The sequence below is a fragment of the Variovorax sp. BGA-UO-ETr-C22 genome, from assembly GCF_059567965.1.
The window spans coordinates 1,339,721-1,364,277 of sequence record NZ_JCAQPA010000011.1; the positions used below are offsets into that span (position 1 = coordinate 1,339,721).

The window sequence follows — 24,557 nt, forward strand, 5'->3', positions numbered from 1 at the left end:
GTTCGTGTACGCGTCGATAATACGGGGATGCCCGCCATTCAACTTACCCCTGCCGAGCGCAAGGTGCACCGCGCCGAAGCTCACCACCTGGATCCGATCGTCATGGTCGGTGGAGACGGGCTCACCCCTGCCGTGAAAAAGGAGGCCGACGCGGCCCTGAAGGCCCATGGCCTGATCAAGGTGCGCGTCTTCTCCGACGACCGCCTCGCCCGCGACGCCATGCTCCAGGAGCTCGCCGACGAGCTCGACGCCGCCCCGATCCAGCACATCGGCAAGCTGCTCGTGCTGTGGCGCCCGAAGCCCGAAAAAGAGCGTGTCATCGACGAAGACCGCATGCCCGGCCCGCGGGACGTGAAGATCGTCAAGTACAGCAAGCGCGGCGGCCAGCGCCCCGAAATCAAGACCCTGCGCGTGCTCGGCAACCAGCGCCTCACCCCTGGCGGCACCATCAAGCGCGCCAAGGCCAAGCGCCCGCTGTCGGCCAAGAAACGCAACCAGGCGGACTGAACTTGGTGGCAGCGCAAGGCGCCCAGCGCCATATCCTCTGCATGAAGTGGGGCACTAAGTACGGCCCCGAGTACGTCAACCGGCTCTACGCCATGGTGCGCCGCCACCTCAGCGGCGACTTCAAGTTCGTCTGCCTGACCGACGATGGCAACGGCATCCGCCCCGAAGTGACGTGCCTGCCCATTCCGCCGCTCAACCTCCAGCTGGCCCCGGGCCAGCGTGACGGCGCCTGGAAGAAGCTCACGACCTTCGAGCAGGACCTGCACGGCCTGCGCGGCACCGCCCTCTTCCTGGACGTCGACGTGGTCATCGTCGGCAGCCTGGACGCCTTCTTCGAGCAGCCCGGCGAATTCCTGATCATTCACGACTACGCCCGCCCCTGGCGGCGCGAGCGGATCACGGGCAATTCATCGGTCTACCGCTTCGAGCTGGGCGCCCACGCCGACGTGCTGGCGTACTTCCGCGCCAACATGGACAAGGTGCAGGCCGAATACCGCAACGAGCAGGCCTACCTGTCGGACGTGTTGCACAAGCAGGGCAAGCTGGCCTACTGGCCGGCGGCCTGGTGCCCGAGCTTCAAGTACCACGGCATCCCGACCTGGCCGACCAATTACTGGGAAGAGCCCTTCGTGCCCGAAGGCGCCCGCGTGATGGTGTTCCACGGCGAGTGCAACCCGCCCGATGCGCTGGCGGGACGGCGCAACCGCGCCTTCCGCTACATCCGGCCGGCGAGCTGGGTCGCCAAGCACTGGAAAGAGTAAAGCCGGAGGCGGCGGCGATCCGTGTCGCCGCCCCGGTTCAGCGTGGCGCCCGAGCGGCGGCGCCCATGCGCCACAGCAACGTGCCGACGCACGCCCACTGAACAAAGTACATGCCCGTGCCCACGGCGTGCCACAGCTTGAGGTTGTCGCGCGCCATGATGCGCGGCGCCACGGCGTACTGCTGCAACAGCGCCAGCAGCAGCGCCGCCAGCACCAGGAAGATGGCCGTCAACACCGGCCCGGTCATGCCGTCGTCGGCCTTCTGGCGGAAATGGATCAGCAGGATCAGCCCGCAGCCGATGGCGATCCAGCTTTGCGCCTCGAACAACTGGGCCGCGAAATTGCCGGCCACCGCCGGGTTGCCGAGCCGGGCGAACAGCATCGGCACGACCAGGAAGCCGATGGTGCTGAGGCTGCCCCACCAGAGGGCCGCCAGCATCAGCGCGACGCGGTCTTTCATTCGCCCGTTCAGAGGTAGCGGACCGCCACGATCTCGTAGCGCTTGAGGCCGCCCGGCGCCTGCACTTCGGCCGTGTCGCCCTCTTCCTTGCCGATCAGCGCGCGTGCGATCGGGCTGGAGATGTTAATCAGGCCGAGCTTCAGGTCGGCTTCGTCTTCGCCCACGATCTGGTACTTGACGGCATCGCCCGACTCTTCTTCCTCGAGTTCGACGGTCGAGCCGAACACCACCTTGCCGCCGGCATCGAGCTCGCTCGGGTCGATGATCTGCGCGGCCGAGAGCTTGCCTTCGACTTCCTGGATGCGGCCTTCGATGAAGCCCTGGCGGTCCTTGGCGACTTCGTACTCGGCGTTTTCGCTCAGGTCGCCCTGGGCGCGTGCCTCGGAAATGGCGTTGATGACCCAGGGACGGTCGACCGTCTTGAGCTGGTGCAGTTCGGCGCGCAGTTTTTCAGCGCCGCGCTTGGTGATCGGAATGGTGGCCATGTTGTTGGTTCTCCATAAAGCGAAACCGCCGAACGCTGCCGTTCGGCGGTCGATTGAGGGAATTGATCAGACGAGTGTGCGTCCGGTCAGCCGGCTCAGGATGGCGAGCGGGCTCGATTCGGGATTGTATTGCTTCGATGCGGCCAGATGAAGGGTCTGCTCGAGCATGTACTGGCCCGCCATCACGGCGTGCGAGGTCTGGTCCGAGAAGCACACCCACGCCGAACCGGGCGGGAACTTCGCCGTTTCCTGGGGCGAGTTTTCCTGGTACGCCATGTCCGACTTCATGCCGTCGTGCAGCTGCAGCATCAGGTGGTCGTACTCGCTGCGGAACGACTTGGTGACGTGCAGCGCCTGCAGCAACTTGGCTTGCCAGCGCGCATAGGGCTTGGCCCGCGGCAGGAAGCGCTTGGCGACGTCCTCGAAAGGCTCGCCCACACGCCACACGCGCGGTGCGCCGTCGGGATTGACGTTGGTGAACACGCGCAGGATGCGCTCGCCGTAGTTGGGGCGCGACGGGAACGCATCGACGTGCAGGCGTCGGTCGTCGGCGCGCCACGACTGCACGCGCGTCTCGACCTGGGCCGGCCGGTAGCTGGTCGGCGCCAGGCGCAAGGCCGGCGTGTAGTGCGGCAGCAGCCCATGGATGAGCTGCTGCGCCTGCGTGCGAAAACGCTTCACCATCGCCGCCGCGGCGCGCTGCACCGCCTCGTCACCCACGGCGCCCTTGAGCTTGCCGTGGGCGTCGAGGCTGATGTTGCGCACGTCGGGCGACAGCAGGCTGGGCGTCAGCAGGCTGCGCTCTTCAGGCAGCAGCTCGAAGCCCAGCCGCGGGAAGTACAGCACCTTGCCGGCTTCCAGTTCCGCGATCCACGTCTCGTTGGGCGTGGCCGCATTCCAGTCCGCGAGGTCCAGTTCGACCAGCTGCGTTTCCATGGCGGTGCCCGGTCAGGCGGCGGCCAGCTGCGCGTGCATCTCCTGCACCGAGATCACGCCCAGCTCGTCCATGAAGCCCATGCCTTCGACCGCGGCTTCGGCGCCGAAGATCGTGGTGAAGGTGGTCACGCGCGCCAGCAGTGCCGAGGTGCGGATCTGGCGCGAGTCGGTGATCGCGTTGCGGCGCTCTTCCACCGTGTTGATGACCAAGGCAATCTCGTTGTTCTTGATCATGTCCACGATGTGCGGGCGGCCTTCGGTCACCTTGTTGACCGTCTCGCAGGCGATGCCGGCAGCGCTGATGGCCGCGGCGGTGCCCTTGGTGGCGACCAGCTCGAAGCCCAGCTTGGCCAGGCCGCGCGCCACTTCGACGGCACGTGCCTTGTCGTTGTTCTTCACCGAGATGAAGGCCTTGCCCGACTTGGGCAACAGCGTGCCCGCGCCCAGCTGCGACTTCACGAAGGCTTCGCCGAAGGTCTTGCCCACACCCATGACTTCGCCGGTCGACTTCATCTCGGGGCCGAGGATGGTGTCCACGCCCGGGAACTTGACGAACGGGAACACGGCTTCCTTCACGCTGAAGTACGGCGGCGTGACTTCCTTGGTCACGCCCTGCGACGCGAGCGACTGGCCGGCCATGCAGCGTGCCGCCACCTTGGCCAGCTGGATGCCCGTGGCCTTGCTCACGTAAGGCACGGTGCGCGAGGCACGCGGGTTCACTTCGAGCACGTAGATGACGTCCTTGCCGTCCTTCTGCTGGATGGCGAACTGCACGTTCATCAGGCCGACCACGTTCAGCGCAGCGGCCATGGCAGCGCTCTGGCGCTTAAGCTCGGCCACCGTGTCGGCGTTCAGGCTGTAGGGCGGCAGCGAGCAGGCGGAGTCGCCCGAGTGCACGCCGGCTTGTTCGATGTGTTCCATCACGCCGCCGATCAGCGTGCCGCCTTCGGCGTCACGGATGCAGTCGACGTCGCATTCGACGGCGTCGTTCAGGAAGCGGTCAAGCAACACCGGCGAGTCGTTGCTGACCTTCACGGCCTCGCGCATGTAGCGCTCGAGGTCGCGCTGCTCGTGCACGATTTCCATCGCACGGCCGCCGAGCACGTAGCTCGGACGCACCACCAGCGGATAGCCCAGTGCCGCAGCCTTTTCGAGCGCTTCGGGTTCGGTGCGCGCGGTGGCGTTCGGCGGCTGGCGCAGGCCCAACTCGTGCAGCAGCTTCTGGAAGCGCTCACGGTCTTCGGCCGCGTCGATCATGTCGGGCGAGGTGCCGATGATCGGCACGCCGTTGGCTTCGAGGTCGAGCGCGAGCTTCAACGGCGTCTGGCCGCCGTACTGCACGATCACGCCGAGCGGCTTTTCCTTGTCGACGATCTCGAGCACGTCTTCGAGCGTCAACGGCTCGAAGTACAGGCGGTCCGAGGTGTCGTAGTCGGTCGACACGGTCTCGGGATTGCAGTTGACCATGATGGTCTCGTAGCCGTCTTCGCGCATGGCGAGCGCGGCGTGCACACAGCAGTAGTCGAACTCGATGCCCTGGCCGATGCGGTTGGGACCGCCGCCGAGCACCATGATCTTCTTCTTGTCCGTCGGGTCGGCCTCGCACTCGTCCTCGTAGGTCGAGTACATGTAGGCGGTGTTGGTCGCGAACTCGGCTGCGCAGGTGTCCACGCGCTTGTAGACCGGGCGCACGCCCAGGGCGCGGCGCTTCTCGCGAATGGCCGTGTCGGTGGTCTTCAGCTGCTTTGCCAGGCGACGGTCGGAGAAGCCCTTCTTCTTCAGAGCGAGCAGCGTGTCCTTGTCGATGTTGTCCAGCGACTTGGTTTCCAGTTCGAGTTCGATCTTCACGATCTCTTCGATCTGCACCAGGAACCATGGGTCGATCTTGGTCAGCGCGAACACTTCGTCCACGCTCAGGCCCATGGCGAAGGCATCGCCCACGTACCAGATGCGCTCGGGACCGGGCTCGCCCAGTTCCTTCTCGAGCACTTCGCGGTCCTGCGTCTTTTCGTTGAGGCCGTCGACGCCCACTTCGAGGCCGCGCAGGGCCTTCTGGAACGATTCCTGAAAGGTGCGGCCCATGGCCATCACCTCGCCCACCGACTTCATCTGCGTCGTGAGGCGCGAGTCGGCCTGCGGGAACTTTTCGAAAGCGAAACGCGGGATCTTGGTGACCACGTAGTCGATCGACGGTTCGAACGACGCCGGCGTGGCGCCGCCGGTGATCTCGTTGCGCAGCTCGTCGAGCGTGTAGCCCACAGCCAGCTTGGCCGCGACCTTGGCGATCGGGAAGCCCGTGGCCTTGGAGGCCAGCGCCGAGGAGCGCGACACGCGCGGGTTCATCTCGATGACGACCATGCGGCCGTCCTTCGGGTTGATGGAGAACTGCACGTTCGAGCCGCCGGTGTCCACGCCGATCTCGCGCAGCACGGCCAGCGAGGCGTTGCGCAGGATCTGGTATTCCTTGTCGGACAGCGTCTGCGCGGGGGCCACGGTGATCGAGTCGCCGGTGTGCACGCCCATCGGGTCGAGGTTTTCGATCGAGCAGACGATGATGCAGTTGTCGGCCTTGTCCCGCACGACTTCCATCTCGTACTCTTTCCAGCCGAGCAGCGACTCTTCGATCAGCAGCTCGTTGGTCGGCGAGGCTTCGATGCCGCGCTTGCAGATGGTCTCGAACTCTTCCGGGTTGTAGGCGATGCCGCCGCCGGTGCCGCCCAGCGTGAAGCTGGGGCGGATGACGACCGGGAAGCCGACCGTCTTCTGCACGGCCCACGCCTCGTCGAGCGTGTGGGCGATGCCCGAACGCGCCGAGCCCAGGCCGATCTTGGTCATCGCGTCCTTGAACTTCAGGCGGTCTTCGGCCTTGTCGATGGCTTCGGGCGTGGCGCCGATCAGCTCGATCGGGCGGTTCGTGGCCGTGCCGGTGTACTTGTCGAGCACGCCGTTGCGCCACAGATCGAGCGCGCAGTTCAGCGCGGTCTGGCCGCCCATGGTCGGCAGGATCGCGTCGGGGCGTTCCTTGGCGATGATTTTTTCAACCGTCTGCCAGGTGATGGGCTCGATGTAGGTGACGTCGGCCGTGGCCGGGTCGGTCATGATCGTCGCGGGGTTGCTGTTGATCAGGATGACCTTGTAGCCCTCTTCGCGCAGCGCCTTGCAGGCCTGCACGCCGGAGTAGTCGAATTCGCAGGCCTGGCCGATGATGATCGGGCCAGCGCCGATGATGAGGATCGATTTGAGGTCGGTGCGCTTAGGCATTCTTGTTCTCCGTCTTGTGCTTTTCCATGAGTGCCGTGAAGCGATCGAACAGGTAGCCGATGTCGTGCGGGCCCGGCGAGGCTTCGGGGTGGCCCTGGAAGCAGAACGCGGGCTTGTCGGTGCGCGCCAGGCCCTGCAGCGTGTTGTCGAACAGGCTGATGTGGGTGGGACGCAGGTTGGCCGGCAGCGACTTCTCGTCGACCGCGAAGCCGTGGTTCTGGCTGGTGATGCTCACGCGGCCGTTGTCCAGGTCCTTCACCGGATGGTTCGCGCCATGGTGGCCGAACTTCATCTTGAAGGTCTTGGCGCCCGAGGCGAGCGCCATGATCTGGTGGCCCAGGCAGATGCCGAAGGTGGGGATGCCGGTTTCGATCAGTTCCTTGACGGCGCTGATGGCGTAGTCGCAGGGCTGCGGGTCACCGGGGCCGTTGGCCAGGAAGATGCCATCGGGCTTGAGCTTGAGCACGTCGGCCGCGGGCGTCTGCGCCGGCACCACGGTGATGCGTGCGCCGCGCTGCGCGATCATGCGCAGGATGTTCTTCTTGACGCCGTAGTCGAACGCAACCACGTGGAACTGCGGCGTGATCTGCACGCCGTAGCCCGCGCCAAGCTTCCACTCGGTTTCAGTCCATTCGTAGGTCTGCTTGACCGACACCACCTTGGCCAAGTCGAGGCCAGCCATGCTGGGCGCGGCCTTGGCGGCGGCGATGGCCTTGTCGATCAGCGCCTGCGTCACGGTCTCGCCCGCGGCCAGGCCCAGGATGCAGCCGTTCTGCGCGCCGTGGGTGCGCAGGTGGCGCGTGAGCTTGCGGGTGTCGATGTTCGCAATGGCCACCGTGTTGCCGGACACGAGGTACTCGGTCAGCGTGGCGGTCTTGCGGAAGTTGGAAGCGACGAGGGGCAGGTCCTTGATGATCAGGCCCGCGGCATGGATCTTGTCGGCTTCGATGTCCTCGCCGTTGACGCCATAGTTGCCGATGTGCGGATACGTCAGGGTGACGATCTGCTGGCAGTAGCTGGGGTCGGTGAGGATTTCCTGGTAACCGGTCATCGCGGTGTTGAACACCACTTCACCGGTCGTGGAGCCGGCGGCTCCGATCGAGTTGCCGAGAAAGACCGTGCCGTCTGCGAGCGCCAGGATGGCGGGCGGGAAACTTCCCTTGAGAGACAAAAGCACTGGGTTCTCCGGATGGTTACGGTCGCCCGGAGCCCCAGGCGCGTTGCCTGCGGACTGCTGCTTAAGGGGATTTTGGCGTTGAAGGCGGCCGGGCGACGCTGATTTGCGAGTAAGCCCCCGATTGTAGCTCGGACTGGGTGTGTTATTTGGCCTGCAGGGCTGCTCCGCTTGCGTGCAGGCAGATGGCGGCCGCCGCCGCCACGTTGAGCGACTCCTCGCCGCCCGGTTGCGCAATGCGGATGTGGTGGGCGGCCCGGGCCTCCAACGCGGCCGAAACGCCCTGCCCCTCGTGGCCCATCAGCCAGGCGCAGGGGTGCGGCAGGTCGGCCTTGTGCAGCCATTCACCCCGGTGCGAGCTGGTGGCCACCAGCGGCACCCGCAGCGCATCGAGCGCGTCGATGTCCACGCCTTCGACCAGCCGTAGGCCGAAGTGGGCCCCCATGCCGGCGCGCAGCACCTTCGGCGCCCACAGGGCGGCCGTGCCCTTGAGCGCGATCACCTGGGTGAAGCCGAAAGCCGCCGCGCTGCGCAGGATGGAGCCGGCATTGCCGGCATCCTGCAGGCGGTCGAGCACCACGCTCGGGGCGTCGGGCAGGATTTCGGGCCGCGGCGGCAGGTCGAGCACGAAGCCCATCGGCGCGGGTGACTCCAGGCCGCTCACTGCGCGCAGCAGGTCGTCGGCGACCACTACCGTTTTGATAGCACTCTGTACCCATTCGGCGGGTGCCGAGGGCCAGAACGCTTCCGAAAACACCGCCACCGCCGGCCGGACGCCGCGGGCCAGCGCCGCACGGCACAGGTGGTCGCCCTCGAGCCAGAGCCGGCCGAGCTTGCGATAGGCGCCCGGGTCTTGCGCGAGCTTGCGCAGTTCTTTGAGCAAGGGGTTGTCGCGCGAGCTGATGTGGCTCGGGCCGGTGTCGGTGGTCATGGCGAGCTCAGGGGGCGGCGCGCGGATCGAGGCGTGCGCTGTTGTTTTCGGCGGCGCCGATCACGTGGGCGACCGAAACCTCGCCGGCCAAGACGTCGACGCCTGAAGTTTCTGCGGCCGTGCGCGCCAGCGCCGCCGCCACCGGGCTGAACGACCGGCGGTGATGCACGCAGGCCCCGTGGCGCTGGAGCGCCTCGAGGTGCTCGCGCGTGCCGTAGCCCTTGTGGCCGGCGAAGCCGTAGTGCGGAAATTCGTCGTGCAGTTGCGTGCAGAGCCGGTCGCGGTGCACCTTGGCCAGGATGGAGGCGGCCGAGATCGCCTTGACCCGCGCGTCGCCCTTGACGATGGCCTCGGCCAGCACGTCGAGCCGGGGCAGGCGGTTGCCGTCCACCAGCACCTTGACGGGCTTGAGCCGTAGGCCTTCGACCGCACGACGCATCGCGAGCATGGTGGCCTGCAGGATGTTGAGGCTGTCGATCTCCTCGACCGAGGCCTGGGCGATCGAGCAGCACAGCGCCTTGGCCAGGATCTGGTCGTGCAGGCGTTCGCGCTGCAGCGCCGTGAGCGTCTTGGAGTCGGCCAGGCCGCGGATCGGGCGTAGGTCGTCGAGGATCACGGCCGCGGCCACCACGGGGCCGGCCAGCGGCCCGCGCCCAGCTTCGTCGACGCCCGCCATCAAGCCGGGCGCGTCCCACACCAGCGGGGCCTGCTCAGCCTTCAAGAACTTTCTGGATCGCATCGGCGCACAGTGTGGGCGTGTCGCGCTGCAATTGCACATGCAGCGCTGAAAATCTTTGTTGCAGCGCCTGCGTCTTCGCGGGCGCGTCGAGCCATTCGAGCGTGGCGTTGGCCAGGGCCTCGGGCGAAGCGGCTTCCTGCAGCAGTTCGGGCACCACGAACTCGCGGCAAAGGATGTTCGGCAACCCCACCCAGGGCTGCAGCTGCTTGCGCTGCATGAGGCGCCACGAGAGCCCGTTCATGTTGTAGGCGATGACCATCGGGCGCTTGAACAGCGCCGCCTCGAGCGTGGCCGTGCCGCTGGCGATCAGCGTGACGTCGCAGGCGGCGAGCGCGGCATGGGACTGGCCGTCGAGCAGCTTCACCCGCCCTGCCATGCCGGCGGCCTGCAGCAGGCTTTCGACCTCGGCGCGCAACCCCGGCAGGATCGGCGCGATGAACTGCAGCTTCGGCTTCGCCTTCTGCATCAGCGCCGCGGCCGCGAAGAAGCGGGCCGCGAGGTAGCGGATCTCGGAGCGGCGGCTGCCAGGCAGCAACGCGACGACCTGCGCCTCGGGGTCCAGCCCCAGTGCGGCGCGGGCGGCGGCGCGGTCGGGCGTCATCGGGATCACGTTGGCAATCGGATGGCCCACGTAGCTCGCGGCCACGCCCTGCTTTTCGAGCAGTTCGGGCTCGAACGGGAAGATGCACAGCACGTGGTCGGCGGCGGCGCGGATCTTGTCGATGCGGTCGGCGCGCCAGGCCCAGATCGAGGGACAGACGAAATGGACCGTCTTGATGCCCTCGCTGCGCAGGCCGGCTTCGAGGTCAAGATTGAAATCGGGCGCATCGACGCCGATGAACAGCTCGGGGCGCTCGCGCAGCAGCCGGGCCTTGAGCTGGCGGCGGATGCCGGCGATCTCGGCGTAGTGCCGAAGCACCTCGATGTAGCCGCGCACCGCCAGCTTTTCCTGCGGCCACCAGCTCTGGAAGCCATGGGCCAGCATGCGTGGGCCGCCGATGCCGACGGTCTGCAAGGCCGGCCAGCGGGCTTCGAGGCCGTCGAGCAGCAAACCCGCGAGCAGGTCGCCGGACGCTTCGCCCGCGACCAGCGCGAAGCGGCGCTGTTCGTTCGTGCTCATCGCGCCCATGTCAGCGCGCGATGCCGCGCGTTGAATGAGCGAGGAAGGCCTCCATCAGCGCGACATCGCCGGCGGCCTCGGGCATTTCCGCTGCGAGCTCGGCGATGGCGGCGCGCGCCTCTTCGAGCGTCTTGCCCTGGCGGTACAGCAGGCGGTGCATCTGCTTGACCGCCGCGAGCCGCTGCGCCGAAAAATCGCGCCGGCGCAGACCCACGATGTTGAAGCCGCGAACCGCCAGCGGATTGCCGTCGACCAGCATGAACGGCGGCACGTCCTGCGAGATCGCGCTCGCGAAACCGACCATGGCGTGCGCACCGACCGAAACGAACTGGTGGATGCCAGTCAGGCCGCCGATCGTGACCCAGTCGGCCAGATGCACGTGCCCGGCCAGCGTGGTGTTGTTGGACAGCGTCGTGTGGTTGTCGACCCGGCAGTCGTGCGCGATGTGCGTGTACGCCATGATCCAGTTGTCGTTGCCGACACGCGTGATGCCCCCTGCCCCGGGCACGCCGAGGTTGAAGGTGCAGAACTCACGGATCACGTTGCGGTCGCCGATGGTCAGCTCGGTCGGCTCGCCCGCGTACTTCTTGTCTTGCGGGATCGCACCGAGCGACGAGAACTGGAAGATCCTGTTGTCGCGCCCGATGGTGGTGCGCCCTTCGATCACGCAATGCGCGCCGATGGTGGTGCCCGCGCCGATCCGCACGTGCGGACCGATCACGGTGTAGGGACCGACCGACACCGAGGCGTCGAGCTGGGCCTTCGGGTCGACGATCGCGGTCGAATGAACCTGGGTCATGCCTTGCAAGAGACGATGAGCCGGATCAGCTGTTGATCTGGCGCATGGCGCACATCAGCGAGGCTTCGCACGCCAGCTCGCTGCCCACGAGCGCACGGCCCTTGAACTTCGAGATGCCGGCCTTCATGCGTTCGATCTCGACTTCCAGCGTGAGCTGATCGCCCGGCTCCACGGGGCGCTTGAAGCGCGCGCCGTCGATGGCCGCGAAGTAGTAGACGGTGTTGTCGTCGGGCACGATGTCCAGCGAACGGAACGACAGCAGCGCCGCAGCCTGCGCCATGGCTTCGAGCATCAGCACGCCCGGCATCACCGGACGGTGCGGGAAGTGGCCGTTGAAGAAGGGCTCGTTCATCGTCACGTTCTTGAGCGCCGTGATGCGCTTGCCCTTCTCCATGCTCAACACCCGGTCCACCAGGAGAAACGGGTAGCGATGCGGCAGCAACTTGAGAATTTGGTGGATATCGAGCGTCGTGTCCGTCATGGTGTTCTGTTCCTGCATCGTCGTCATTGTTTCGAGGGGGCTTTTTCCAGCGCCTTCAGTCGTTCGCGCAGGCTGTGCAACTGCTTGAGTGTTGCCGCATTCTTTTCCCAGTTCGCATTGTCATCGATCGGAAACATGCCGGTGTACTGGCCGGCCTTGCGGATGGAGCGTGTCACCACGGTCGCCGCCGACACATGCACGCCGTCGGCCACCGTGAGGTGGCCCAGCACGATGGCACCGCCGCCGAAGGTGCAGTGGGCGCCGATGGTGGCGCTGCCGGCCACGCCGACGCAGCCCGCCATCGCCGTGTGCTTGCCGACGCGCACGTTGTGGCCGATCTGGATCAGGTTGTCGAGCTTCACGCCGTCTTCGATCACGGTGTCGTCGAGCGCACCGCGGTCGATGCAGGTGTTGGCACCGATCTCGACGTCGTTGCCGATGCGCACCGCGCCCAGCTGCTCGATCTTGACCCAGGCGCCCTGGTGCGGTGCGAGGCCGAAGCCGTCGGCCCCGATCACCACGCCGGGGTGCAGCAGGCAGCGCTCGCCGATGGTGCAGTCTTCACTGACCGTGACGCGCGACTTCAGCACGGTGCCCGCACCGATGCGCGCGCCCCGCTCCACCACGCACAGCGCGCCGATGCGCGCGGTGGCGTCGACCTGAGCTTCGGGATGGATCACGGCGGAAGGATGGATGCGATCGGCTTCCGGGCGCGCATGGTGCGCTTTCCACAGCTGCGTCAGGCGCGCAAAGTAGTAGTACGGGTCGGGCGTGACGATGTAGGCGCCACGCGCCGCGGCAGCCTCGCGCATGGCGGGCGACACGATGACACAGGCCGCCTTGGAGGCGGCCAGTTCCTGCTGGTATTTGGGATGGCTCAGGAAGCTGAGCGCATCGGGCTGTGCATTCTGAAGCGGCGCGAGCCGCTCGATGGACAGCGTGGCATCTCCATGAAGCTCGCCCCCGAGGGCGTCAACGATGGCTCCGAGCTGCAGCGACACGCCGGTTCGCGGCGTTACTTGCCGGCCGCAGGCGCAGAGGAGCCGACCGACGCGTTGAGCGCCTTGATCACCTTGTCGGTGATGTCGTGCTTCGGGTTGATGTAGATCGCTTCCTGGAGGATGGCGTCGTACTTTTCAGCTTCGGCGACCTGCTTGACCACGCGGTTGGCGCGCTCGTAGACCTGCTGGAGCTCTTCGTTCTTGCGCGCGTTCAGGTCTTCCTGGAACTCGCGGCGCTTACGCTGGAAGTCGCGGTCCTGGTCGACCAGCGAACGCTGGCGCGAGACGCGCTGGCTTTCCGACAGGGTCGGTGCCTCGCGCTCGAACTTCTCCGAGGCCGTCTTCAGTGCATCGCCCTGCACGGTCAGGTCCTTTTCGCGCTTGAGGAACTCAGCCTCGAGCTTGGCTTGCGCGGTCTTGGCCGGCTGCGCTTCGCGCAGCACACGGTCGGGGTTCACGAAACCGATGCGAAAGCTTTCCTGGGCCTGCGCGGGCGCAGCCATGAGGGCAAAAGCGGGAATCAGGAACGCGCCGGCGGCGGCGCGAATCAAATGCTTCATTTAGAAAGACGTTCCGATCTGGAATTGGAGGCGCTGAATTCTATCCTTCGGGATCACGACGAACCCGGTGCTCGGATCCGTCACTTCCTTCTGGGACTTGACGGGGAAGGCGTAGGCCAGGCGCAGCGGGCCCAGCGGCGAGATCCAGCTGATGCCCAGGCCGACCGAGGCGCGCAGCTTCTTCTGGGCCTTCCATTGCTCGTCCGTCACGTTGGGTGCACGGGAGCCGAACACGTTGCCGACGTCGAAGAAGCCGTACAGGCGCAGCGTGCGGTCGTTGCCGGCGCCGGGGAACGGCGTGCTCAGCTCGGCGTTGAAGATGGCCTTCTTGGTACCGCCCAGTGCCGCGCCTTCGGTCTGGCCGAGCAGCGGCTGGTCGCGCGGGCCCAGCGAGTTCTGCTCGAAACCGCGGATCGAACCCAGGCCACCGGCGTAGAAGTTCTTGAAGATCGGGTAGACCTTGCCACCGAAGGCCTTGGCATAGCCCACTTCGCCGTTGATGGCAAAGGTGTACTGCTTGTTGATCGCGAAGAACTGCTGGTACTGGTAGCTGGTCTTCAGGTACTTCATGTCGCCGCCCACGCCCAACTCGAGGTTGGCGCGCTGCAGGCGGCCGGTGGTCGGGACCAGCGCGCTGTCGCGGCTGTCGCGGCCCCAGCCCACGGTCAACGGGATGCCCCAGACGCTCTTCTGGTCGCAGCTGGTGACGAACCAGCCGGTCGCGTCCTTGCCGCAATGGAAGTAGTTCAGGTACGACTGCGGCGTGGTGAGGCCGGCGAGCGCCGAGCGGTTCGGGTCGAACGCGTAGCGCTCCAGGCCGACGCCGAAGAAGACGGTGTCGAGTTCGCTGAACGGCACGCCGAAACGGATCGAGGCGCCCTGGTTCACCAGCTTGTAGTCGCCGTCTTCGTTCGTGGAGTACGGACGCGTCGTCGTGTGGTACACGCTGATCGTGCGCGAGATCCCGTCCTTCGTGAAGTACGGGTCGGTGGTGGTCAGCGACAGCGTGCGGTTGTACTTGCTGGTGTTGACCTGCACGCCCAGGAAATTGCCCGAGCCGAACACGTTCTCCTGCGAGATGCCGAAGGTCAGCGCGACCTTTTCCGCGCTCGAGTAGCCGGCGCCCAGCTGCAGCGTGCCGGTGGGTTTTTCGGCCACGTTGACGGTCAGGTCGACCTGGTCGGGCGAGCCGGGCACTTCCTGGGTCTCGACGTTCACTTCGGTGAAGAAGCCCAGGCGGTCCACGCGGTCGCGCGAGACCTTGATCTTGTCGCCGTCGTACCACGAGGCTTCGAACTGGCGGAACTCGCGGCGGATCACTTCGTCGCGCGTCTTGTTGTTGCCGCCGACCGACACGCGGCGCACGTACACGCGGCGCGAGGGCTCGGCCTGCAGCGTGAGCGTGACGCGGTTGTTCACGCGGTCGATGTCCGGACGCGCCTGCACGCGGGCGAAGGCGTAGCCGAAGGTGCCGAAGTAGTCGCTGAAGGCCTTGGTGGTCTCGGTGACCTGCTCGCCGTTGTAGGGCTCGCCGGGCTTGATCGTGATGAGCGACTTGAACTCGTCGTCGCGGCCCAGGTAGTTGCCGTCGAGCTTGATGCCCGCCACCACGAACTTCTCGCCTTCGGTGATGTTCACCGTGACGCTCAGGTCCTTGCGGTCCGGCGAAATGGCGACCTGGGTCGAATCGATGCGGAACTCGAGGTAGCCGCGGGTGATGTAGTAGCTCTTCAGCGTCTCGAGGTCGGCGTTGAGCTTGGCGCGCGAGTACTGGTTCGACTTGGTGTACCAGCTCATGAAGCCGCCGCTGTCCTGGTCGAACAGGCTCAGCAGCGTCGATTCGCTGAAGGCCTTGTTGCCGACCACGTGCACTTCGCGGATGCGGGCGGACTCGCCTTCGGTCACGGTGAACGTCAGGTTCACGCGGTTGCGCTCGATGGGCGTGACGGTGGTCACGACATTCGCGTTGTAGAGGCTGCGGCTCACGTACTGGCGCTTGAGCTCCTGCTCCGCGCGGTCGGCCAGGGCCTTGTCGTACGGGCGGCCGTCGGCCAGCCCGATTTCACGCAGCGCCTTCTGCAGCGCCGCCTTGTCGAATTCCTTGGCGCCGACGAAGTCGACGTCGGCAATGGTGGGCCGCTCTTCGACGATCACCACCAGCACGTTGCCGTTGACGTCGATTCGCACGTCCTTGAACAACCCCAGGTCGAACAGCGCGCGGATCGCGGCCGAGCCGCGTTCGTCGCTGTAGGTGTCGCCCACACGCAAGGGCAGCGACCCGAAGATCGTGCCGGCCTCGACGCGTTGCAAGCCTTCGACGCGGATATCGCGCACCGTGAAAGGCTCGACGGCCCAAGCGGCCGTGGCCGCCAGCGTGCTGGCCACCACCGCGGCAACGCTACGCAGGCGAAAGCGACTGAAGTTTGTGTTCATCTGTGAATTGGGCCGGCACGGAAAGGGCCGGCAGAAAGTTAACCAAAGAGCCGCGTGACGTCGTTGAAGAGTGCGACCGACATCATCACCAGCAGCAAGGCGACACCGCCACGCTGCAGCCGTTCCATCCAGGCGTCGGAGACGCTTTTCCCGGTCAGGCCCTCCCAAAGATAATACATCAGGTGCCCCCCATCGAGGACCGGCAGCGGCATCAGGTTGAGCACCCCGAGGCTCACGCTGATGAGAGCGAGAAAGACCAGGTACTGCGTCAGACCGAGGCTGGCGGACTTGCCGGCGTAATCAGCAATTGTTAAGGGACCGCTCAGGTTCTTGATCGAGGCCTCGCCGATCAGCATCTTGCCCATCATGCGAACCGTGAGCGCGGACACCTCCCAGGTGCGCACCACGCCACGCCAGACGCCGTCGATGACGCCCTGGCGCACCGTGACCATCTCGGGCGGCGCGCCGACGTAGGCGCCGATGCGCGCGACCTTGGTAGCGCCCTCTTCGCGCACTTCCGGCTTGACTTCGAGCGAGAGCGGCTGGCCGCCACGCTGGAGCTGCCAGGTCTGCGTGCGCGCCTGCCCGGTGGCATCGACCGAGGCCCGGATGACTTCGCGCAGCCGCTGCCCGTCGAGGATGGGTGTGTCGCCAATGGCCAGGACCAGGTCGCCGTGGCGAAGGCCCGAACGCTCCGCCGCGCTGCCCGCCATGACCTCGCCGATCTCGGGACGGGTCAGCGGAGCGACCACGCCGATCTTGCGGAACATCTGCGGATCGGCGTCCTTGGCCTCCATGCGGCTCAGCGGCAGGACCAGTTGGCGGCCGGGGCGACCACCCTCGCCCGCCACTTCGAGCGTGAGGTCGCGGCCATCGAGCGCGCCGCGCGTCATGCGCCAGCGCAGGTCTTCGAAAGACTGGACCGGCGACAGGTCGCCGTCGAACCCGGCCTGGGTGATGTGTTCGCCGCCGCGCAGGCCGGCCGCCTCGGCCAGCGATGCCGCCACCGGCCGGGCCAGCTTGGCCACGGGCTCGTCGACACCGATCCAGTTGACCGCGGTGTACAGCACGACCGCCAGCAGCAAGTTGGCGATCGGGCCGGCGGCCACGATGGCCGCGCGCGAGCGCAGCGGCTGGGTGTTGAATGCGCGGTGCCGCTCTTCGGGGGCCACGGGGCCCTCGCGCTCGTCGAGCATCTTGACGTAGCCGCCGAAGGGAAAGGCGCCGATCACGAACTCGGTCTGCTGTCCCGGATGCTGGCGCTTGGGCTGCCAGCGCAGGAGGGCCTTGCCGAAGCCGACCGAGAAGCGCTCCACCTTGACGCCGCAGGCCACGGCCACGCGGTAGTGGCCGTATTCGTGGACCGCGATGAGGACGCCGAGAGCGACCACAAAAGCTATGACGGTGAGCATCGGGGTCCTCTGCGCTGTAGGGAATCAGGCCGCGAAACGTGCCGCGGCGGCATTGGCCGCCTCGCGGGCGCTGGCGTCGAGCGCCAGCAGATCCGCCAGCGATGCCGGCTTGGAGGGTATGACCGCCTCCAAAGTTTCCAGGTTGACCGCATGAATGCGATCGAAACGCAGGCGCCGGTCGAGAAAGGCGGCCACCGCCACCTCGTTGGCCGCGTTCAGCACCGCCGTGGTGCCCGACACAGCGCGCAAGGCCTGCCATGCCAGGCCCAGCCCGGGGAACAGCGCAGGATCGGGCGCGTCGAAGGTCAGCGAGCCCATCTGGCGGAAATCGAGCCGTGCCGCCCCGCTCTCGATGCGCTCCGGCCAGGCCAGCCCGACCGCGATCGGCACGCGCATGTCGGGCGTGCCGAGCTGGGCGATGACCGAGGCATCGGTGAACTGCACCATCGAATGCACCACGCTCTGCGGGTGGATGACGACCTCGATCTGCTCCGGCGACACGCCGAACAGGTGGCGCGCCTCGATCACCTCGAGCGCCTTGTTCATCATCGTTGCCGAGTCGACCGAGATCTTGCGGCCCATGACCCAGTTCGGGTGCGCACAGGCCTGCTCGGGCGTCACGGCGCCCAACGTGTCGGGTGCTCGGGTGCGGAACGGGCCGCCCGAGGCCGTCAGGATGATCTTGTCGATGCGCCGCGCCCAGGTGGACGGGTCTTCGGGCAGCGACTGGAAGATGGCCGAATGCTCGCTGTCGATGGGCAGCAGCGTGGCGCCGCCCTCCTGCACCGTGCGCATGAACAGCTCGCCGCCGACGACCAGGGCTTCCTTGTTGGCCAGCAGCAGGCGCTTGCCGGCTCGCGCGGCGGCCAGGCACGGCGCCAGACCGGCGGCACCGACTATGGCGGCCATCACGGCGTCGACTTCGACGTCCGACGCTATTCTTTCGAGAGCATCGTCGCCCATCAGGACGCGGGTCGGCAGGTTGTTCTGCTTGAGCTTTTCGGCCAGCAGCGCGGCATGCGGCGCACTGGCCATGACGGCGAAGCGCGGCGAGAAGCGCGCGCATTGGGCCAGCAGCTCGTCGACCTTGGTGGCCGCCGAGAGCGCAAACACCTCGAAACGTTCGGGGTGGCGGGCAATGACGTCGAGCGTGCTGACACCGACCGAACCGGTCGAGCCAAGCACCGTGACACGTTGTTTGGGAGTGTTCACAGGAAAGCCAGCATCATGGCGATGGGAAGTGCCGGCAAGAGGGCATCCACGCGGTCGAGCACACCGCCGTGGCCGGGCAGCAGCCAGCTGCTGTCCTTGGCGCCGGCGCTGCGCTTGATCAGCGATTCGACGAGGTCGCCGACGACGCTCATCGCCGCCAGGAACACCGCCCCGATCAGCAGCAGCCACCAGCCGCGCTCATGCAGGCGGGTGTAGAGGCTAGGCACCGTGGCGCCCAGGCTCTTGTCGGCCCAGACCCAGGCGAACGCCAGCACGATGACGCCCGCCATGCCGCCCCAGACACCTTCCCAGCTCTTGCCGGGACTGATGGCGGGCGCCAGCTTGGCGCGCGTGAACTTCAGGCCGAAGGCGCGGCCGGCGAAATAGGCGAACACGTCCGCCACCCAGACCAGCACCAGAATCGACAGCAGGAAGTTGATGCCGACCATGCGCGCCTGCACCGCCGCGAGCCATGCGACCCACAGCGCCAGCAGGCCGCCCACCAGCCGCAGCCCGCGCGGAATGCGCGGCCAGCCGGGCACCGCGACGCGCAGCAACGCCGCGCCGCCGAGCACCCAGGCCGCACTGGCCAGGGACCACATGACGAACAGGCGCTGCTCCAGCAGCCCCAGCCACCACGACAGCCCGCACAGCGCCACCATCTCGGCGCCCAGGAACAGCGACATGCCCTGCCCATAGCCGTTCAGGCGCCCCCACTCCCACGCGGCGGCGCCGATCAGCACCAGCATCACGCAGGCGAAGGGAATGTGGTTTCGGTAGAACAGCGCCGGCAGCAGGATCGCGAGCAGCACGATCGCCGTGAGGATGCGTTGTTTGAGCATGCGGAAGGTGGTGTCGGGCCGTTGTCAGGCCGCGGAAGCCGAGACCTGCGCCGAGGTCTGGCCGAAGCGACGCTCGCGACCCTGGAACGCGGCAATGGCCTCGTCCAGCGCAGCCTCGTCGAACTCGGGCCACAGCTTGTCGCTGAAGAACAGCTCGGCGTAGGCACTCTGCCAAAGCAGGAAATTCGACAGCCGCTGCTCGCCACCCGTACGGATGAACAGGTCGGGGTCGGGCACGTGGGCCAGCGCCATGGCGCGATCGAGGTTCATCTCGGTCATGGGCAGGCCCTGCTCGGCGAGCTTGGCCGCGGCGCGTGCGATGTCCCAGCGCCCGCCGTAGTTGAAGCAGATGTTGAGAATCAGCCGTGAGTTGTGGGCCGTGGTCTGCTCGGCCGACACCAGGCCGGCCACCATCTTGTCGGACAGACCGGCGCGTTCACCCACAAAGTGCAGCCGCACGCCATCGGCGTTGAGCCGCGGCACTTCGCGTGCGAGTGCCCCGACCATCAGCTGCATCAGCCCGGAGACTTCTTCAGGGGGACGGTTCCAGTTCTCCGAGGAGAACGCGAACACGGTGAGCACGCCCACGCCACGGTCGGCGCAGGCCTTGACGCAGCGCCGCAGCGACTCCACGCCCTGCTTGTGCCCCGCCACGCGAGGCAGGAAGCGCTTGGTGGCCCACCGGCCGTTGCCATCCATGACGATGGCAACGTGGTGCGGAGGGGGCGTCGTCTGCGGCGAAGAGGCCATGCGGAGCCTCAAACGGCCATGATCTCCGCTTCTTTCGCGGCGACCAGACGGTCGATTTCCGCGATGTGCTTGTCGGTGACCTTCTGGATGTCGCCTTCGGCGCGCTTCTGGTCGTCTTCCGAGGCCAGCTTGTCCTTCACGAGCTTCTTGACGGCTTCGTTCGCGTCGCGGCGCAGGTTGCGCGTGGCGATCTTGGCGCTTTCGCCTTCGTTGCGGACCAGCTTGGTCATTTCCTTGCGGCGCTCTTCGCTCATGGCGGGCAGCGGCACGCGGATCAGGTCGCCCATCGACGCCGGGTTCAGGCCCAGGTCGCTTTCGCGGATAGCCTTCTCGATCTTGGCGCCCATGCCCTTTTCCCAGGGCTGAACGCTGATGGTGCGCGAGTCGAGCACCGACACGTTGGCCACCTGGCTCAGCGGCACCTGCGAGCCGTAGTACTCGACGTGGATCGAGTCGAGCAGCGCCGAGTTGGCACGGCCCGTGCGGATCTTGGTGAGGTTGTTCTGGAAGGCGGCGAGCGACTGGTTCATCTTCGCGTCGGTCGCACTGCGAATGTCTGCAATGGTCATCTCAATTACTCCTAGGCATGCACCAGCGTGCCCTCGTCCTCGCCCATCACGACGCGCTTGAGGGCGCCGTTCTTGAAGATCGAGAACACCTTGATCGGCAGCTTCTGGTCGCGGCACAGCGCGAAGGCCGTGGCGTCCATGATGCCGAGATTCTGCGCAATCGCCTCGTCGAAGGTGAGCGAGGCGTAGCGCGTGGCTTCGGGGTGGGTCTTGGGATCGGCGGTGTAGACGCCGTCCACCTTGGTCGCCTTGAGCACCAGCTCGGCGCCGATTTCGGCACCGCGCAGCGCGGCGGCCGTGTCGGTCGTGAAGAAGGGGTTGCCGGTACCGGCTGCGAACACCACGACCTTGCCCTCTTCGAGGTACTGCAGGGCCTTGGGGCGCACATAGGGCTCGACCACCTGTTCGATGGCGATGGCGGACATCACGCGGGCCACGAGGCCCTGCTTGTTCATGGCGTCGGCCAGGGCCAGCGAGTTCATGACGGTGGCCAGCATGCCCATGTAGTCGGCCGTGGCGCGGTCCATGCCGACGGAGCCTCCCGCGACACCGCGGAAGATGTTGCCGCCGCCGATCACGACCGCCACCTGGACGCCCATGTTCACGACCTCGGCCACTTCTTCGACCATGCGCACGATGGTGGCGCGGTTGATGCCGAAGGCGTCATCGCCCATCAGTGCCTCACCCGACAGCTTCAACAAGATTCGCTTGTGGGCTGGGCGGGCATCAGACATGGGCATTTTCCTTAGGGGGTTGGCGGGGGCGAGTGTAAAACGTGGCGGTGAAAAAGCGGCGGCACGCTGTCGCGCACCGCCGCTTGGAGGCCCGCCGGATCAGGCGGCAGCCTTGGCAGCAGCGACCTGGGCAGCGACTTCGGCAGCGAAGTCGTCAACCTTCTTCTCGATGCCTTCGCCGACCACGTACAGGGTGAAGCCCTTGATCGTGGTGTTGGCGGCCTTGAGCATCTGCTCGACGGTCTGCTTGTCGTTCTTTACGAACGGCTGGTTGTGCAGCGAGACTTCCTTGAGGTACTTCTGCACGCCGCCTTCGATGCGCTTGGCAACGATGTCGGCCGGCTGCGGCTTCTTGCCTTCGGCTTCGGCCGTCTTGCGGTCTTCTTCAGCCTTGCCGGCGGCCACTGCGCGCTCTTTTTCGATCAGGTCGGCGGGCACGTCCGATGCCTGGATGGCGACCGGCTTCATGGCGGCGATGTGCATCGCGACGTCCTTGGCCGAGGTGTCGTCACCTTCGAATTCGACCATCACGCCGATGCGCGTGCCGTGCAGGTACGACGCCAGCTTGCCGTTGCCCGTGAAGTGCTTGAAGCGGCGGAAGCTCATGTTCTCGCCGATCTTGCCGATCAGGCCCTTGCGCACGTCTTCGAGCGTGGGGCCGAAGCCGTCCTGCTCGTAAGCCAGCGCGCCCAGTGCGGCGATGTCGGCCGGGTTGTTCTTGGCGACCAGCATCGCGGCAGCGTTGGCCATGGCCAGGAAGCTGTCGTTCTTGGTGACGAAGTCGGTTTCGCAGTTGATTTCGATCATGCCGCCGGCAGCGCCGTCGACGAAAGCCGTGACCACGCCTTCAGCAGTGATGCGGCCCGATGCCTTGCCAGCCTTGTTGCCGAGCTTGATGCGCAGCAGCTCTTCGGCTTTTTCCATGTTGCCGTCGGCCTCCGTCAGGGCCTTCTTGCATTCCATCATGGGCGCATCGGTCTTCGCGCGCAGTTCGCCGACCATGCTTGCGGTGATTGCAGCCATTTGTGTATCTCCGTAAATCCAAAAATCAGGTTAAAAAAAAGGGGCACCAAAGCCCCTTCTTCAGGCTCGCGAACGCGCCTATCAGGCCGAAGCGCCTTCTTCGACTTCGACGAATTCGTCACCGCTGCCTTCGGCAACGGCCTTGACCACGTCACCACCGGCGCTGTTGCGGCCTTCGATGATCGCGTCGGCGATGCCGCGGGCGTACAGCGTGACGGCCTTCGACGAGTCGTCGTTGCCGGGGATCACGTAGTCGATGCCTTCGGGCGAGTGGTTGGAGTCGACCACGCCGATCAGCGGGATGCCGAGCTTCTTGGCTTCGGCCACGGCGATCTTGTGGAAGCCCACGTCGATCACGAAGATGGCGTCGGGCAGCGCAGCCATGTCCTGGATGCCGCCGATGTCCTTCTCGAGCTTCGCGATTTCGCGCGAGAACGTGAGCTGCTCTTTCTTGCTCAGACTGTCGAGGCCGGCTTCTTGCTGGGCCTTCATGTCCTTCAGACGCTTGATCGAGGTCTTGACGGTCTTGAAGTTGGTCAGCATGCCGCCGAGCCAGCGGGTGTCGACGAAAGGCACGCCAGCGCGGCGAGCTTCGGCAGCCACGATTTCACGGGCCTGGCGCTTCGTGCCGACCATCAGGATCGTGCCGCGGTTGGCCGTGAGTTGCTTGGCGTACTTCATCGCATCCTGGAACATCGGGAGCGACTTTTCCAGGTTGATGATGTGAATCTTGTTGCGGTGACCGAAGATGAACGGAGCCATCTTGGGGTTCCAGAAGCGGGTTTGGTGACCAAAGTGGACACCGGCTTCCAGCATTTCGCGCATGGTGGTCGACATTGAATTTACTCCAAAGGTTGGGTCTAAAATCCAGCCCGTTTTGCGCCCCTTCGACGGGGTCGCAACACCTTGATTGGGCCGGTTTGCGGATGTGCTTGACTGGCGGCGACAAAACTGTCGCATAACCAGCGAAACCCAAAGAGTATAGCACGGCGGCCACCCCCTCCTCCCTCGAACCGAGCCGTTCCAAGGTACCCTCGACGCCATGAACGACCTTCACGCCACCCGTCTCACCCTTCTGGCTGGCGGTTCCGATGCGCGCACCGAAATGGAGCGCGCCATCGCCCTCTCCGAATCCCCGGCCTGCGCCCACGTTTTCACCCGCACGATGTTCGACGAGGCCCGCGCGGCCGCCGCCGCATCGGTGCCCGAAAGCCGGCTGGCCGGGCTTGCCTTCACCAGCAAGGATCTGTTCGACATCGCCGGCCAGCCGACACCCGCCGGATCGGCCGTGCTCTCGCACGCACCGGCCGCCCCGGCCGATTCGCTCGCCGTGGCACGGCTGCGCGCCGCGGGCGGCGTGCTGACCGGGCGCACCAACATGACGGAGTTCGCCTTTTCCGGCGTCGGCGTCAACCCGCACCACGGAACACCCGCCAACGTGAGCGACACCGCCACGCCACGCATTCCGGGCGGCTCGTCGTCCGGCGCGGCGATCTCGGTGGCCAGCGGCGCGGCCTTCATCGGCCTGGGCTCCGACACCGGCGGCTCGATCCGCATTCCGGCGGCGCTGAACGGCATCGTCGGCTTCAAGAACACCGCCCGCCTCACGCCGGCCGACGGCGCGCTGCCGCTGTCGACCACGCTCGACACCGTCTGCGCCATGACCCGCTCGGTGCGCGACGCCGTCACCGCGCACGAGATTCTCTCGGCGCGGCAAGTCACGCCCGGCTCGGCGCCGCTGTCGGCCTACCGACTGGCCGTCGTGAAGAACGTCTTCCTCGACGACCTCGAGCCTGCCGTGGCCACGGCTTTCGAGCGCACCCTGGCCACCCTGCACGCCACGGGTGCTCATATCCACGAGATCGAACTGCCCGAGCTGGCCGACCTGCAGGCCATCAACGCCACCGGCGGCTTCTCGGCGGCCGAGTCGTACGCCTGGCACAGGCTGCTGCTGGAGCGCAGCGGCGCCGGCTACGACCCGCGCGTGGCGCAGCGCATCCTGCGCGGCGCGGGCATGAAGGCGCACGAGTACATCGACCTGGTCCGCGCCCGTCGCGACTGGATCGCCCGCGTCGAGAAGGCGCTGGCACCGTTCGACGCCGTGGTGTCGCCAACCGTGCCGATCACGGCGCCGTCCATCGCCAGCGTGGCACCGGGGGCCGAGCGCGACGACGAATTCTTCCGCGTCAACGCGCTGCTGCTGCGCAACCCGTCGATCGTCAACATGCTCGACGGCTGCGCCATTTCGCTGCCCTGCCACGCCGACGGCGAACTGCCGGTCGGCCTGATGCTGTGGCACTGCGCGATGCACGACGACGCCGTGCTCGCGGTGGCCCTCCAGGCCGAACGCACGCTACAGAAATAACC

Annotated in this window: 24 protein-coding genes; 3 read left to right on the forward strand and 21 right to left on the reverse strand. The window is 66.5% G+C overall.

Annotated features, from left to right (window positions below):
• Positions 1–27 precede the first annotated feature (27 nt).
• On the forward strand, positions 28–507 hold the full coding sequence (locus AC57B8_RS26325; protein ID WP_062471564.1) for a YhbY family RNA-binding protein: 480 nt from the start codon (positions 28–30) through the stop codon (positions 505–507).
• A 41-nt stretch (positions 508–548) separates the two neighbouring features.
• The gene (locus tag AC57B8_RS26330) at positions 549–1,268 is read left to right on the forward strand and encodes a glycosyltransferase (RefSeq protein WP_167395020.1); all 720 of its coding nucleotides are present in this window, start codon (positions 549–551) and stop codon (positions 1,266–1,268) included.
• A 37-nt stretch (positions 1,269–1,305) separates the two neighbouring features.
• Here AC57B8_RS26330 and AC57B8_RS26335 read toward each other — a convergent pair whose 3' ends face one another.
• From AC57B8_RS26335 to rpsB, 21 genes are all read right to left on the reverse strand, one after another.
• Positions 1,306–1,728 (reverse strand): DUF4149 domain-containing protein, encoded by a 423-nt coding sequence (locus tag AC57B8_RS26335; RefSeq protein WP_496481217.1) that lies wholly within the window; start codon positions 1,726–1,728, stop codon positions 1,306–1,308.
• An 8-nt stretch (positions 1,729–1,736) separates the two neighbouring features.
• Positions 1,737–2,213, reverse strand: coding sequence for a transcription elongation factor GreA (greA, locus tag AC57B8_RS26340; RefSeq protein WP_056518766.1), 477 nt, complete (start codon positions 2,211–2,213; stop codon positions 1,737–1,739).
• A 66-nt stretch (positions 2,214–2,279) separates the two neighbouring features.
• Complete coding sequence (gene kdoO, locus AC57B8_RS26345) at positions 2,280–3,149, reverse strand: Kdo hydroxylase KdoO (RefSeq protein ID WP_496481218.1); 870 nt, start codon at positions 3,147–3,149, stop codon at positions 2,280–2,282.
• Between the two features lie 12 nt (positions 3,150–3,161).
• Positions 3,162–6,410 carry a carbamoyl-phosphate synthase large subunit gene (carB, locus tag AC57B8_RS26350; RefSeq protein ID WP_496481219.1) on the reverse strand — a complete coding sequence of 1,083 codons (3,249 nt, stop codon included), beginning with the start codon at positions 6,408–6,410 and terminating at the stop codon, positions 3,162–3,164.
• Positions 6,403–7,587: a glutamine-hydrolyzing carbamoyl-phosphate synthase small subunit gene (gene carA / locus AC57B8_RS26355; protein ID WP_095745192.1), complete on the reverse strand. Its 1,185-nt coding sequence runs from the start codon at positions 7,585–7,587 to the stop codon at positions 6,403–6,405. The genes carB and carA overlap by 8 nt, the downstream gene beginning before the upstream one ends.
• Positions 7,588–7,729: 142 nt before the next feature.
• On the reverse strand, positions 7,730–8,515 hold the full coding sequence (locus AC57B8_RS26360) for a TrmH family RNA methyltransferase (RefSeq protein ID WP_496481220.1): 786 nt from the start codon (positions 8,513–8,515) through the stop codon (positions 7,730–7,732).
• Positions 8,516–8,522: 7 nt separating this feature from the next.
• Positions 8,523–9,254: a ribonuclease HII gene (rnhB, locus tag AC57B8_RS26365; protein WP_496481221.1), complete on the reverse strand. Its 732-nt coding sequence runs from the start codon at positions 9,252–9,254 to the stop codon at positions 8,523–8,525.
• Complete coding sequence (lpxB, locus tag AC57B8_RS26370) at positions 9,226–10,374, reverse strand: lipid-A-disaccharide synthase (RefSeq protein WP_095947873.1); 1,149 nt, start codon at positions 10,372–10,374, stop codon at positions 9,226–9,228. Before lpxB ends, rnhB begins: the two co-directional genes overlap by 29 nt.
• 10 nt (positions 10,375–10,384) lie before the next feature.
• Positions 10,385–11,173 carry an acyl-ACP--UDP-N-acetylglucosamine O-acyltransferase gene (gene lpxA / locus AC57B8_RS26375; protein ID WP_095745191.1) on the reverse strand — a complete coding sequence of 263 codons (789 nt, stop codon included), beginning with the start codon at positions 11,171–11,173 and terminating at the stop codon, positions 10,385–10,387.
• Positions 11,174–11,198: 25 nt separating this feature from the next.
• The gene (fabZ, locus tag AC57B8_RS26380; protein WP_255221048.1) at positions 11,199–11,681 is read right to left on the reverse strand and encodes a 3-hydroxyacyl-ACP dehydratase FabZ; all 483 of its coding nucleotides are present in this window, start codon (positions 11,679–11,681) and stop codon (positions 11,199–11,201) included.
• The gene (gene lpxD, locus AC57B8_RS26385; protein ID WP_495267249.1) at positions 11,678–12,655 is read right to left on the reverse strand and encodes a UDP-3-O-(3-hydroxymyristoyl)glucosamine N-acyltransferase; all 978 of its coding nucleotides are present in this window, start codon (positions 12,653–12,655) and stop codon (positions 11,678–11,680) included. The genes fabZ and lpxD overlap by 4 nt, the downstream gene beginning before the upstream one ends.
• A 14-nt stretch (positions 12,656–12,669) precedes the next feature.
• Positions 12,670–13,215 (reverse strand): OmpH/Skp family outer membrane protein, encoded by a 546-nt coding sequence (locus AC57B8_RS26390; protein WP_070060531.1) that lies wholly within the window; start codon positions 13,213–13,215, stop codon positions 12,670–12,672.
• Positions 13,216–15,648, reverse strand: coding sequence for an outer membrane protein assembly factor BamA (gene bamA / locus AC57B8_RS26395; protein ID WP_062471595.1), 2,433 nt, complete (start codon positions 15,646–15,648; stop codon positions 13,216–13,218).
• Between the two features lie 38 nt (positions 15,649–15,686).
• On the reverse strand, positions 15,687–17,060 hold the full coding sequence (gene rseP, locus AC57B8_RS26400; protein WP_496481222.1) for an RIP metalloprotease RseP: 1,374 nt from the start codon (positions 17,058–17,060) through the stop codon (positions 15,687–15,689).
• Between the two features lie 24 nt (positions 17,061–17,084).
• On the reverse strand, positions 17,085–18,272 hold the full coding sequence (gene ispC, locus AC57B8_RS26405) for a 1-deoxy-D-xylulose-5-phosphate reductoisomerase (RefSeq protein WP_496481223.1): 1,188 nt from the start codon (positions 18,270–18,272) through the stop codon (positions 17,085–17,087).
• A complete protein-coding gene (locus AC57B8_RS26410; RefSeq protein WP_496481224.1) occupies positions 18,269–19,114 on the reverse strand; it encodes a phosphatidate cytidylyltransferase in 846 nt (281 codons plus the stop codon). Before AC57B8_RS26410 ends, ispC begins: the two co-directional genes overlap by 4 nt.
• 24 nt (positions 19,115–19,138) lie before the next feature.
• Positions 19,139–19,864: a polyprenyl diphosphate synthase gene (uppS, locus tag AC57B8_RS26415; protein WP_159271921.1), complete on the reverse strand. Its 726-nt coding sequence runs from the start codon at positions 19,862–19,864 to the stop codon at positions 19,139–19,141.
• 8 nt (positions 19,865–19,872) lie between these two features.
• The gene (gene frr, locus AC57B8_RS26420; protein WP_062471609.1) at positions 19,873–20,433 is read right to left on the reverse strand and encodes a ribosome recycling factor; all 561 of its coding nucleotides are present in this window, start codon (positions 20,431–20,433) and stop codon (positions 19,873–19,875) included.
• Between the two features lie 11 nt (positions 20,434–20,444).
• Positions 20,445–21,167 carry a UMP kinase gene (pyrH, locus tag AC57B8_RS26425; protein ID WP_095947731.1) on the reverse strand — a complete coding sequence of 241 codons (723 nt, stop codon included), beginning with the start codon at positions 21,165–21,167 and terminating at the stop codon, positions 20,445–20,447.
• Between the two features lie 99 nt (positions 21,168–21,266).
• Positions 21,267–22,190: a translation elongation factor Ts gene (tsf, locus tag AC57B8_RS26430; protein ID WP_493192431.1), complete on the reverse strand. Its 924-nt coding sequence runs from the start codon at positions 22,188–22,190 to the stop codon at positions 21,267–21,269.
• Between the two features lie 81 nt (positions 22,191–22,271).
• Positions 22,272–23,027: a 30S ribosomal protein S2 gene (rpsB, locus tag AC57B8_RS26435; RefSeq protein WP_062471618.1), complete on the reverse strand. Its 756-nt coding sequence runs from the start codon at positions 23,025–23,027 to the stop codon at positions 22,272–22,274.
• Between the two features lie 205 nt (positions 23,028–23,232).
• Here rpsB and AC57B8_RS26440 point away from each other — a divergent pair, with 205 nt between their 5' ends.
• Positions 23,233–24,555 (forward strand): amidase, encoded by a 1,323-nt coding sequence (locus tag AC57B8_RS26440; RefSeq protein WP_496481225.1) that lies wholly within the window; start codon positions 23,233–23,235, stop codon positions 24,553–24,555.
• The last annotated feature ends 2 nt before the right edge of the window (positions 24,556–24,557 follow it).